This window comes from Paenibacillus donghaensis (assembly GCF_002192415.1).
Lineage (GTDB): Bacteria > Bacillota > Bacilli > Paenibacillales > Paenibacillaceae > Paenibacillus_AQ > Paenibacillus_AQ donghaensis.
This window is the reverse complement of the sequence record NZ_CP021780.1, coordinates 2,256,038-2,267,003: the sequence shown is the minus strand read 5'-3', so window position 1 is coordinate 2,267,003 and position 10,966 is coordinate 2,256,038. Positions and strand designations below refer to the sequence as shown.

Sequence of the window (10,966 nt, the reverse complement as noted above, 5' to 3'; positions counted from 1 at the left end):
ACCAAAACTTCATCCCTTCGAAGCGGAAAATCCGCTGCAGAACTACTGGAACGATTTGCTTCCTTCGCGGCGGAAATCCTTGAATCTTGTCCCTTGATATGTAATTTCGCCATAGTCTCCTTCAACAATAAGACCATAAACCTTACTCTCCACCTGCAGCTCGGCGAAAACGCCCTGCGGGTTCCAGTTGTTCATTTGTATTAACCCCCTGTTTAATAGATACACTATTCTAAATCCTCTAACTACTTACGCCTTGTTTCACCCTCCGGTTCTCATATTCAATTGGCTCCATTGTAAAGGGTATGTTAAGCTTATACTACTATATGCAGTAAGGAGGTGTTCCCATGGTGCAATATATAGCGCGTCCAGCAGTGCTCTTGCGGCTGCTGCTTATTCTTGCTGTTTCTTTTTCCCTTACGGCCACTGCCTTCGGACAGGCGGATATCCCGGATTCGGGCCGCGAGCAGCTTGGCTTCCATCACTTGGACCGCAAATTCATCCCGCAGCAGCGGACTACGGCCACGCTCACCCTGCCATTGGCTGAGTGGCGCCAAGTCCATCATGGGGGCACCTTTCGGGCAGATGTGGCAATGTTGATACTTGGGTTTATGGCAGTATTCAGCCCTGTGATCTATAAATTTCTGCTGCGCTTGCTGCTGTACCCGCTCAACTATACTTCACAGTACGTATAGGCCAGGATCATTTCGCCTAACTTATATAGAGCTTACACTTATATTAGCCCATGAATCCTGTGGCAGTATATGACAAAATAGTTCCCTGCTGAAGGGAGGAGAACCTATGCTGGTCACCAAAAACCGCGAACTGCGGGAGAACCGAGCATTCCGTATTCTCGCCGTGATTGCAGGAGCCTTGCTTGCTGCTGTTGGCCTGGAATTGTTCCTTATGCCTCACGGTCTGGTAGTAGGTGGCATCACTGGCTTGTCGGCCATGTTCGCCCACACTACTGAAATGCGGCTTGGTTTGTTCCTGTTCTTATTTAATTTGCCGTTTATCTTCATGTCGCGCAAGCAGATTAATCTCCGCTTCGCGCTGTATACCGTATTGGGGCTGGCCTGCCTTACAATAGGCTCCCTGGCGCTGCACCGTTTCCCTGCGGTGCTGAGCGAACCGCTTCCCGCCGCTATAGGCGGAGGTCTATGTTTGGGCCTCGGGATAGGCATTGCCGTCCGCTTCGGCGGAATGAACCGCGAGGCCAGCGATCAGGGCTACACGCTGCTCAGCGGCGGCCCGCCCAAGTCGGCGGAAATTCCGGTGATGCTGCTCAATTGCGCTCTATTGCTGCTGGCTGGCGCGCTGTTTGGCTGGGATCAGGCCATGTATTCGATTATCGCCTACCTGCTTGCCTTTGAAGGCGTCCGCTTCTCGCTTAGAGGCTTGTCACGGTCCCGGGCTGTCTGGATTACCAGTACCCGATGTCCGGCGGTCCAGGAGGCTCTGAAGAGCGGTCTGAACCTTCCTGCCGCATTTACCGGTGAGTCTGTGCCGGAAGGGGTTGCCGGAACGCTGTTCTGCCTGACCAACAAGCTGGAGGAACCCGATGTGCTGGCGATTGTACTGCAGTGTGATCCGGATAGCAGGATTATAGTCAAGCGGGCGGATGGCTTCCGCAACCGCAAGATCTAAAAGATAGCCGACATAAGCAAAAGGCAGGTCAAGAGCGTTTCTTGAGCTGCCTTTTTATTGTTTAGGTATCGCTGACTCCATGCCCCGTATCGTATTCTTCTCTCGCTCTCTGAACCTGCGGGTAATATTCTATCGTCCATTCCTTCATTTGCCGCAGATGCGGAATCAGAGTTTCACCAAGCGCAGTCAATTGGTAATCCACTACCGGAGGCACAGATGGCTGCACCTCCCGCTGAATCAGTCCATTCCGCTCCATCTGCCGCAGCGACTGCGTAAGCATTTTCTGGGAAATATCCGCAATCCGCCTTCTCACCTCACCATAACGCAAGCTTCCATCCTCCAGTGCGAATATAACTAACACCGTCCATTTGTTCGATATAATTTCAAGCAATCTCCGGTAGCTGCATTCCTGCAGTGATATATCTGGTTTAAACGTTGTATTTCGAATCATCTCTTCCTCCTTATCGATCAACGAACCTAAAAGTGCCTACTTACTTAATACTAGTAATTATATTAATATATGTCCACACCCACAAATGCAGGTAAATCACAGCTCTTTGGTTATAGCTGGAGAGACATTCGATCAGGAGGAATTATAACATGCACAAAACTATAATAGGTGTAGGCGTAATCGGCGCAAGCATGGATGGAACCTGGGGAGGCACAGCACACCTTCCGGCGCTGCAGTCTCTGCCAGGCTATCGTATTGCTGCCGTCAGTACTACAAGGCAGGCCAGTGCCGACGAAACGGCTCAGAAGTTTGATGTGCCTCATGCTTTTGCGGATCTTCATCAGCTGGTCACCCATCCTGACGTTGATCTGGTCACCATTACGGTCAAGGTTCCTGAGCATGACCGGCTGGTGCGTGCTGCAGTTGGAGCCGGTAAACATGTATACTGTGAATTTCCACTAGCCCGCTCCACCGCTGAAGCCAGAGACTTGCTGCAAACTGCAGAGACCAGAGGCATACGGCATTTCGTCGGTCTCCAGGCTCGTGCAAATCCGGCAATGGCTTATGTCAAGGATCTGATCCTCCAAGGTTATGTTGGCAAGGTACTGGCCGTTCACTGTGATTACGCTTTGCCTGTCTACCCTGTTCGTTCTAAACAGATTACTGCTTCCCGCCAATATCTGCTGGACAATGCCAATGGGGCTAACCAGTTGACCATTACAGCAGGGCATTTGCTGGATGGCATTCAATATATGCTTGGGGATTTCACCGAGGTATCCGCAATGCTCGAGACACAGGCCAGGCTGGTGCAGGTCGTGGAAACAGGGGAGCATGTTCAGGCCACTTCTCCAGACCATGTTGTCATCAACGGAATACTGGAGAATGGAGCCATCCTGAACACCCATATCCGTAATACCTACAACGGCAGTTTATCGCTTTCCATTCATGGAACCGAAGGAGACTTGATTCTGCAATCCGTGGAAAACAACATGTTCCAGATGGACTCTTTTATCGTAAAAGGCACACAGCAAAGCTCAGCAGTCCTTCCCCTGACGATCCCAGCTCACTACCACCTGCTGCTTCCTACCCGCATGTCAGCTGGACCTGCCCTTCAAGTAGCAGGACTGTATGAGCAAATCTACAAGGATCTTCAGAATGATACCTCTGTTGCCCCGAGCTTCCATACGGCAGTGAAGGTTCATCAACTATTGGATCATGTACGCTCATCATCTGACACCGGGCGTAGAGTCAAACTATAAGCCTAATAAAAGAAACAGCCCCGACATACCTGAATGGTTGACGGGGCTGTTTCCCTGCTCTTCTTATTCTGTTACGTCCGGTTTTAGCGGAACATGCTCCACAGCCGGATCAAATGAAAGGTATTCGAGGGATCTACTTTTTGGGCAATGATAAATTTGACAATCTGATCTTCCTGGGCGGAAGTCAGCCTCTCACTCAGCACTCCCGACGCATTGCGCACCAGTCTGCGCACGACCGCAGCATCCTGCAGCTCCTGCTTGCTGATCCCGTTAATCATATTTTTGATCCGTTCCTTGACTGCTTTATTCTTCATCTTCAGCTTGATGCGCTCCACCAGCTGGGGACTGATTCCGAATTGCTGATAACTCAAAGCCTGCACCTCCCGTCATATCCAGTCTTTCTCAGTATATGAGGCGGCAGGTCAGCAATGCCTGGTCAATCAATTAATTCCCCCTGAAAAATTTGCTGGCTCTGCAAATACTGCCGCAGCGGCGTATAATCAGGGGATGTCCAAAAGGCGGAATCCCGCAGCAGCTCAGCGACATCATCGCGGGCCTGCTCCAGCACCTCGAAGTCAGCGGTCATGTCCGCAAGCCGGAATTCCGGCAATCCGCTCTGCTTCGTGCCAAAGAAATCGCCCGGTCCCCGCAGCTCCAGATCACGCCGCGAGATTTCGAAGCCGTCATCCGTATCCGTCATCGCACTCATCCGCTCGCGGCCGATCTCCGATTTCGGGTCGGCAACCAACACGCAGTAGGAAGCATGCTCCCCCCGGCCCACCCGGCCCCGCAGCTGATGCAGCTGCGACAGGCCGAAGCGGTCAGCATCCATAATGATCATCAGTGAAGCGTTGGGCACATCGACCCCAACCTCCACTACAGTGGTGGATACAAGCAGCTGCAGCTCGTTGCTGTAGAAAGCGCGCATCATCTCATCCTTCTCCGCCGATGTCATCCGGCCATGCAGCAGCCCCACCTTATAGGCCGGAAATGCCTGCGACATCTGGATATGCAGATCAATCGCATTCTGCACATCCAGCTTCTCCGACTCCTCGATCAGCGGGCAGATCAGGTAAGCCTGACGGCCCAGGTCAATCTCGCGGCTGATGAATTTCAGCACCCGCTCCATCAGGTCGGGCTTGACCCAATAGGTGGAGATGGGCACCCGTCCCTTAGGCCGCTCCGACAAGGTGGAGACATCCATATCGCCGAAGACGGAAATCGCCAGCGTCCGCGGGATCGGTGTCGCCGTCATCGTCAGCACATCCGGGTTGTATCCCTTGCGGCGCAGGACGCCGCGCTGGTTGACCCCGAAGCGGTGCTGCTCGTCGGTAACGACAAGCCCCAGCTCGCGGAAGAACACATCCTCCTGGATCAACGCATGTGTGCCTACCACAATATCAATCATCCCCATCTGCAGCGAAGCCAGCAGGTCCTTACGTTTGCGGCCGTTGACACTGCCGGTCAGCAGGCCTACGGTAATCCCGAACGGTTCAAACATCCTTGTCAGGGAACGCATATGCTGCTCAGACAGGATTTCCGTTGGCACCATCAGTGCGCCCTGGAACCCCGAACGTACCGTAGCATAGAGCGCAATCGCCGCCAGCACCGTTTTGCCGGAGCCTACATCCCCTTGCAGCAGACGGTTCATGTTATACGGAGAACGCATATCATGAAGAATCTCCAGTTCTACATGCTTCTGGGCATCGGTCAGCTCAAAAGGCAAGCTGCGCACGAACTGCCGGACCGTAGCATTATCGACGGTATGCACCACACCGTCCTGTCTGCCGCGGTTCAGCACCCGGAACGCCTGCATCTTCAGTTGGAACATAAACAGCTCCTCATACACCATTCTCCGCCGGCCTTGCTGGCCTTCCCGGCTGTCTTCGGGCTGGTGGATCGTGGCGATTGCCCGCTTGCGGGGCATGAAGTCATATTTGCGCAGGATCACATGCGGCAGAATTTCGGGGATCAGCTCACCGTATTGCTCCAGCGCCTGTTTGATGATTTTGCGGATCCATGATTGCGTAATCTTGCCGCCTACCGAATACACCGGCTGCAGCGTCCCTGTCTTGCCTTCTCCCCGGTCAGGGAACTCATGGTCGCTCACGGATATCTGGCTGCGCTTCTGATCCCACTTGCCCGTAATGACTACCGCCCTGCCGGCGGTCAACTGCTCCCGTACATAATGGCGGTTAAACCAGGTGGCTGTGAACATAAACGGCTCCGCCACCAGCTTGCAGCTGAGACGGGATTTGCCGCCGAAGCGCTGCAGTACCGGAATGCCGATCACCTTGGCCTCCACCGTCACCTTGTCGCCATGTTTGCTCTCGCTCAGCGAACGCGGGCGGTAATCCTCATAACGGAATGGATAATATTCAAGTAAATCCTTCACTGTAGAAACGCCAAAGGCGTGAAGCTCGGCTTGCTTTTGAGCGCTCACGCCATTTATGTTCTTGACTTCAATTTGCTCCAAAGACAGTGTCATGTTCATCCCTCATTATGCGGGCCAGATGAATACAGCCAATGTGCCGTTCCCGACGTGGCTCCCTACAACAGGTCCAATGTTGGTCAGCACTTGCTCCTCCAGCTTAAAATGGCCTTGCAGCTCCCTGAGGAACTCCTGTCCAGAGGCGGGTTCGGCCGTATGCCCCACGGCCACATTAATTTTGTCTACACCTTGAAGTTCACCCTTGAACAGCTCAATCATCCGGGCAACGGCCTTCTTGCGGCCTCTGACCTTCTCAACCGCATAGATGATGCCTTCAGCATCAATCGAAAGAATAGGCTTGATATTCAGCAGCGTGCCCAGAATCGCAGATGCTCTGCCGATTCTGCCGCCTTTTTGCAGATATTCCAGACTGTCGACCAGGAAATACAGCTTGCGCGACTGGCGCATGCGTTCCGTAGCCTCCAGAATCTGCTCGGTGTTCTTGCCTTCTACAGACAACCGGGCGGCTTCTATCACCATAAAACCAAAGCCATAGGAGGCGGAGAGCGTATCTACTACCGTAATGGCTTCTCCCTGTTCCTCCAGCATGGATTTGGCAAGCAATGCCGATTGATAGGTGCCGCTAAGTCCAGAAGAGATATGATAAGACAGAATCCGGGCATCCGGATACTCCTCCAGATATTTGCGGTAAACCTCCAAATACTCCATCGGTGAAGGTTGGGATGTAGTCGGCAGCTGCGGTGAACGGGGAAGACGCTCATAGAACTGTTCCGGTGTCATATCCAGATTGTCGCGGAAAGACTCTTCGCCAAACATCAAGGTAAGCGGCACTACGATGATCCCGTAAGCCAATACAAGATCCGGCGGGATGTCGGAAGTGCTGTCTGTGACGATAATGATACGATTCATGGATTTCCCTCCCCTAAATCTAATTAAGCCTTTCTTCCCAATCTAAGAACAGAATAAACGGTGAAGCCGCCTGTTCATGTCTGTTGTAACTATGGTTCTACAGAGAACAGGAAATAATAAATCGGCTGGCCGCCTTCATGGATCTCAACCTCAACATCGGGATAAGTCTCCTGCAGCCACTGGCCCAGAGCCGCCGTAACCTCCGCATCCGTATCTGCGCCAATCAGGACAGTTACAATCTCATCGCCGTTCTCCAGCATATTGCTGAGCAAGGCTTGGCTGGCCGGCAGCAGCTCATCCGCAGCAGCCACAATCTTGGAATTGGAAATTCCGATGTACTGGCCGGATTTGATCTCCAGCTCATCATAGCTGGTATCACGAACCGCATGCGTAACCTGTCCGGACTTGACATGTGCGATCGCTTCCAGCATGTTGCCAGTATTGTTATCTACCGCATCTTCTTCCTGGAAGGCAAAAGCGGCTGCAATTCCTTGCGGAATGCTCTTGCTTGGAATGACAGTAATATCCCTTTCACCTTCCAAAAGGTCCTTTGCCTGCTGTGCGGCAAGAACGATATTGGAATTGTTCGGCAGGATATACACCTGTTTGGCCGAGATGGAAGAAATGGCATTCACGAAATCCTCCGTGCTCGGATTCATCGTCTGACCACCTGCAAGCACTACATCCACACCGAGACTGGTAAAGATGTCTCCGATACCGCTCCCGGAAGATACGGCAATGAAGCCATAAGGTGCCATGTCATCAGCTGGAGGTTCAGCAGGAACGGGCGCCGCTGTCTGTTCATGCGGAATATCGGCAAACAGATCCGGCATTGGAGCGATATCCATCCCTGCTGTGAGCAGGTCACGGTGCTGCTCGCGCATGTTCAGAAGGTGAATCTGCGTGATTTCACCGAATTGCAGAGCAAGATTCAGAACATCGCCCGGCGTTTTGGAGTGCACATGTACTTTGATCGTCTCGTCATCCGAAATAACGATAATGGAATCCCCGTTTACCGATAAAGCTTGTCTGAACAATTCTTCATCGAATTTGGCCTTCGCGTACGAACCAAGCTGGCGGTTAATGAAAAACTCCATGTCATATAGAAACTCGATGTCCTCCGTGGACAGCTGGGATTGAGCGGAAGACTGCACGAAAGACGGAACATGCTCAGTTTGGGTCAGAACGGCTGCCGGTGCCTGAGCAGGTGCTGCAGGAGCTTGTCCTTGTGCCGGTACAGAGACAGGCGTTTCGGAAATACCGTGTGTCAGATGCTGATGGAAGCCTTCATAGATGTAGACCAGACCTTGACCACCGGAATCCACCACACCCACTTGCTTCAGCACAGGCAGCAGCTCAGGCGTATTAGCCAGCGCTTCCTTGGCCTTCGCCAGAACCTCCGTCATCAGATCTGTAACATCCGTCGTACGGCGGGCATAATACACCGCGTGTTTGGCTGCTTCTTTGGCTACGGTAAGAATAGTTCCTTCCACAGGCTTCACAACGGCCTTGTAGGCAGCGTCGACACCTGTCTGAAGAGCTGCTGCAAACTGCTGCGGATTCAGTTCATCATATTGAGCCGCATATCGGCCGAAACCTCTAAACAGCTGTGATAAAATAACGCCGGAGTTCCCCCGTGCACCCATTAGCAGGCCTTTGGAGAGTACCCCCGCACATTGACCAACTGAGACGGTATTATTCTTCTTCAACTCGTTCGCGCCTGCAGTCATCGTCAAGTTCATGTTTGTTCCCGTATCTCCATCCGGAACCGGAAAAACATTCAGGGAGTTGACGTGCTCTGCATGCTGCTGCAGCTTCTCCGCTCCGGCCAATACCATTGCGGTAAAATCTGTTCCGTTTATAGAACGCTTGCTCAATGAGAATTCCCCTTCCTAACTTCATGCCTAATCAATTCTATGATTAACTGGACATAATGCACTAATTTACATTGTACTATAAGAGACAAAAGAAATAAATGTTTTTGAATCAGTTGACGTAGCAAATTTTGCTGTGATATGATATTTAAGTATTGTTTTATGCAGGTGTAAGTAACAAGGAGGTGTAATCTATGTCCCGCACATGTGCTATTACTGGCAAGAAGCCGGGTAGCGGCAACAACGTTTCCCACGCAAACAACCGTAACCGTCGTACTTGGGGAGTTAACGTTCAGAAGGTCCGCATTCTTGTGAACGGCAAGCCAAAGCGCGTATACGTTAGTACCCGGGCTTTGAAATCCGGCAAAGTTGAACGCGTGTAGTTTCCGCATTTCTTATTTTGACCGAGATATCTCATATGAAGCAAAAAGCACCCTTTACATTTGTAAGGTGCTTTTTTTCATGTTTTCTGTTCCTTGCTAAATCTCAACTCTTCTGAAACGTGTTCAAAATCGCTTTAACAAAACCTCCCAAAAATCTTGGCAGTTTAAACGTGTAAAATTTCATAATTTTACCCTCCCATCAATTCTTGCCGTACGGTAGGAGAACTCTCTCTCGTTAACCTGCGGTATCGTACTGCAGAATTCCCTGTTCAAACAAAAAAAGGCTACATGAGATTTCTGCTCATGTAACCATATTTATGCGGCCACAACTTGGCCTATACCTTGCTTATCTGAAGTGCTATGAGCGAAATGACCTCTGCGCCGCTTCGCGAATCTCCGAAATAGCTCCGGCACGATCCTTGCGGCCAAATACGGCGTTGCCGGCAACCAGCACATCGGCACCTGCCGCCGCAACCAGCGGTGCGGTTTCAGCCGATATTCCACCATCCACCTCAATCCGCAGCTGCGGATTAACATCATTGGCCCAGCCGCGGATTTCCGCAATCTTGCGCACCATGCCCGGAATAAAGGCCTGGCCGCCAAAACCCGGATTCACGGTCATCACCAGCACCATATCCAGGTCCTCCAGCACCTCACGCACCACAGCAGCCGGGGTTCCCGGATTCAGAGCTACCCCTGCAAGCAGACCCAGTTCCTTAATCTGGTGAACGACCCGGTGCAGATGAACACAGGCCTCGGCATGCACGGTGATTACACCTGCGCCTGCAGCTGCAAAATCCGCGATGTAACGCTCTGGCGCTTCAATCATCAGATGAACATCCAGCGGCAGCGTTGTATGTGCAGAAACCGCTTTGACGATAGGAGGACCCAACGTAATATTCGGCACGAAGTGCCCGTCCATCACATCCACATGAATCCAGTCTGCGCCGCTGGCTTCGGCTTCCGCTGTTTCCGCGCCTAGTGCTGCAAAATCCGCCGACAACAAAGATGGGGCAATCATAATCATGAAATCAGTACCTCCGCTTTTTATCTTTCATTTCATTGTAAAACAGCTTGTAATGCTCATACCGGCTAGAGGCAATTTCGCCCTGCTCAAGCGCTGAAATCACCTGGCAGCCCGGCTCATGCAGATGGCTGCAGCCACGGAATTTGCACTGCTCGGCATAAGGAGCGAACTCCCGGAAGCAGGTGGACAGCTCCTCCACGCCAAGCTCAAGGAAATCCAGTTGGCTGAAGCCCGGAGTATCGGCTACAAAGCCGCCCTCCCCGATGTCCATCAGCTCGACATGACGGGTGGTATGGCGGCCGCGTCCCAGCCGCAGGCTGATCTCTCCTGTCTCCAGCCCAAGACCCGGCACAATCCGGTTCAGCAAGGTGGACTTGCCCACACCGGATTGACCGGCAAAGACACTGATACCGCCCGAGAGCCGTTTGCGCAGGTCCTCGCTGCCCGCTCCGGTCAGCGAGCTGGTCACCATAACCTCATAGCCAACCTGCTCATAGAGGGCCTTGACATAGGCTGTAGCTTCTCCAGCGTCATCGGCCAGATCCTGCTTCGAAAGGACAATTAATACCTTGAGCCCGGAATTCTCAATATGAACGAGGAATTTGTCCAGCAAATTAAGATTCATATCCGGCTCACGGACAGAGAAGACCAGTACGGCAAGTCTGACATTAGCTACCGGCGGCCGGATCAGCTCAGACTCCCGGGGGTGAACATCATCAACCATTCCCTCGCCATTTTCGGTCAAGGAATAGATCACATGGTCCCCTACCAGCGGAGTGATTTCCTTGCGCTTGAGAATTCCTCTTCCTCTGCATTGAACAGTGTCTTCTCCGGTAACGATCGCATTCTCTTGAAACGGCTTAACATAATAATAGCCGCTTAATGCTTTGACAATTATTCCTTCAGGCATACATTGAGAGCCGTCCTTTCCTGATTGTTGCGAAAATGACCCAAGCTTGCGGCCCAG

The 10,966-nt window shown here is 52.1% G+C and carries 13 protein-coding genes; 4 read left to right on the top strand and 9 right to left on the bottom strand.

The genetic code is table 11. The features are described 5' to 3' along the window. Positions 1-42: 42 nt before the first annotated feature. Complete coding sequence (locus B9T62_RS09755; RefSeq protein WP_087915079.1) at positions 43-195, bottom strand: DUF2500 family protein; 153 nt, start codon at positions 193-195, stop codon at positions 43-45. A 149-nt stretch (positions 196-344) separates the two neighbouring features. Between B9T62_RS09755 and B9T62_RS09750 the strand changes: the two genes are divergently transcribed. Further along, positions 345-692 carry a hypothetical protein gene (locus tag B9T62_RS09750; protein ID WP_087915078.1) on the top strand — a complete coding sequence of 116 codons (348 nt, stop codon included), beginning with the start codon at positions 345-347 and terminating at the stop codon, positions 690-692. A 106-nt stretch (positions 693-798) separates the two neighbouring features. Continuing rightward, positions 799-1,644 (top strand): YitT family protein, encoded by an 846-nt coding sequence (locus tag B9T62_RS09745; protein ID WP_087915077.1) that lies wholly within the window; start codon positions 799-801, stop codon positions 1,642-1,644. Positions 1,645-1,705: 61 nt separating this feature from the next. Here the strand turns inward: B9T62_RS09745 and B9T62_RS09740 are convergent, their stop codons facing one another. Continuing rightward, positions 1,706-2,095 carry a winged helix-turn-helix transcriptional regulator gene (locus B9T62_RS09740; RefSeq protein ID WP_087915076.1) on the bottom strand — a complete coding sequence of 130 codons (390 nt, stop codon included), beginning with the start codon at positions 2,093-2,095 and terminating at the stop codon, positions 1,706-1,708. Between the two features lie 149 nt (positions 2,096-2,244). On the opposite strand from B9T62_RS09740, the gene B9T62_RS09735 reads away from it, so the two are divergent. Beyond that, on the top strand, positions 2,245-3,354 hold the full coding sequence (locus B9T62_RS09735) for a Gfo/Idh/MocA family protein (RefSeq protein ID WP_087915075.1): 1,110 nt from the start codon (positions 2,245-2,247) through the stop codon (positions 3,352-3,354). An 83-nt stretch (positions 3,355-3,437) separates the two neighbouring features. On the opposite strand, the gene B9T62_RS09730 is transcribed toward B9T62_RS09735, so the two are convergent. From B9T62_RS09730 to B9T62_RS09715, 4 genes are all read right to left on the bottom strand, one after another. Beyond that, positions 3,438-3,725 carry a stage VI sporulation protein F gene (locus tag B9T62_RS09730; RefSeq protein WP_087915074.1) on the bottom strand — a complete coding sequence of 96 codons (288 nt, stop codon included), beginning with the start codon at positions 3,723-3,725 and terminating at the stop codon, positions 3,438-3,440. 65 nt (positions 3,726-3,790) lie between these two features. Continuing rightward, positions 3,791-5,842, bottom strand: a complete 2,052-nt coding sequence (gene recG, locus B9T62_RS09725) for an ATP-dependent DNA helicase RecG (protein WP_087915073.1) — start codon at positions 5,840-5,842, stop codon at positions 3,791-3,793. Positions 5,843-5,854: 12 nt separating this feature from the next. Further along, positions 5,855-6,715: a DegV family protein gene (locus B9T62_RS09720; protein WP_087915072.1), complete on the bottom strand. Its 861-nt coding sequence runs from the start codon at positions 6,713-6,715 to the stop codon at positions 5,855-5,857. An 89-nt stretch (positions 6,716-6,804) separates the two neighbouring features. Next, on the bottom strand, positions 6,805-8,592 hold the full coding sequence (locus B9T62_RS09715) for a DAK2 domain-containing protein (RefSeq protein WP_087915071.1): 1,788 nt from the start codon (positions 8,590-8,592) through the stop codon (positions 6,805-6,807). Positions 8,593-8,783: 191 nt separating this feature from the next. Between B9T62_RS09715 and rpmB the strand changes: the two genes are divergently transcribed. After that, complete coding sequence (gene rpmB, locus B9T62_RS09710; protein ID WP_087915070.1) at positions 8,784-8,972, top strand: 50S ribosomal protein L28; 189 nt, start codon at positions 8,784-8,786, stop codon at positions 8,970-8,972. Positions 8,973-9,075: 103 nt separating this feature from the next. Here the strand turns inward: rpmB and spoVM are convergent, their stop codons facing one another. The 3 genes from spoVM to rsgA all read right to left on the bottom strand — a co-directional run bounded on the left by spoVM (position 9,076) and on the right by rsgA (position 10,909). After that, positions 9,076-9,156: a stage V sporulation protein SpoVM gene (gene spoVM / locus B9T62_RS09705; protein ID WP_020431362.1), complete on the bottom strand. Its 81-nt coding sequence runs from the start codon at positions 9,154-9,156 to the stop codon at positions 9,076-9,078. Between the two features lie 174 nt (positions 9,157-9,330). After that, the gene (gene rpe, locus B9T62_RS09700) at positions 9,331-9,999 is read right to left on the bottom strand and encodes a ribulose-phosphate 3-epimerase (protein WP_087915069.1); all 669 of its coding nucleotides are present in this window, start codon (positions 9,997-9,999) and stop codon (positions 9,331-9,333) included. A 4-nt stretch (positions 10,000-10,003) separates the two neighbouring features. Beyond that, positions 10,004-10,909 (bottom strand): ribosome small subunit-dependent GTPase A, encoded by a 906-nt coding sequence (gene rsgA, locus B9T62_RS09695; protein WP_087915068.1) that lies wholly within the window; start codon positions 10,907-10,909, stop codon positions 10,004-10,006. Positions 10,910-10,966: the final 57 nt, after the last annotated feature.

Excerpts from the sequence above, each read along its gene's own strand:
- B9T62_RS09755 (WP_087915079.1), bottom strand. The coding sequence starts at position 195 with ATGAACAACTGGAACCCGCAGGGCGTTTTCGCCGAGCTGCAGGTGGAG.
- B9T62_RS09750 (WP_087915078.1), top strand. The coding sequence starts at position 345 with ATGGTGCAATATATAGCGCGTCCAGCAGTGCTCTTGCGGCTGCTGCTT.
- B9T62_RS09745 (WP_087915077.1), top strand. The coding sequence starts at position 799 with ATGCTGGTCACCAAAAACCGCGAACTGCGGGAGAACCGAGCATTCCGT.
- B9T62_RS09740 (WP_087915076.1), bottom strand. The coding sequence starts at position 2,095 with ATGATTCGAAATACAACGTTTAAACCAGATATATCACTGCAGGAATGC.
- B9T62_RS09735 (WP_087915075.1), top strand. The coding sequence starts at position 2,245 with ATGCACAAAACTATAATAGGTGTAGGCGTAATCGGCGCAAGCATGGAT.
- recG (WP_087915073.1), bottom strand. The coding sequence starts at position 5,842 with ATGACACTGTCTTTGGAGCAAATTGAAGTCAAGAACATAAATGGCGTG.
- B9T62_RS09720 (WP_087915072.1), bottom strand. The coding sequence starts at position 6,715 with ATGAATCGTATCATTATCGTCACAGACAGCACTTCCGACATCCCGCCG.
- rpmB (WP_087915070.1), top strand. The coding sequence starts at position 8,784 with ATGTCCCGCACATGTGCTATTACTGGCAAGAAGCCGGGTAGCGGCAAC.
- spoVM (WP_020431362.1), bottom strand. The coding sequence starts at position 9,156 with ATGAAATTTTACACGTTTAAACTGCCAAGATTTTTGGGAGGTTTTGTT.
- rpe (WP_087915069.1), bottom strand. The coding sequence starts at position 9,999 with ATGATTATGATTGCCCCATCTTTGTTGTCGGCGGATTTTGCAGCACTA.
- rsgA (WP_087915068.1), bottom strand. The coding sequence starts at position 10,909 with ATGCCTGAAGGAATAATTGTCAAAGCATTAAGCGGCTATTATTATGTT.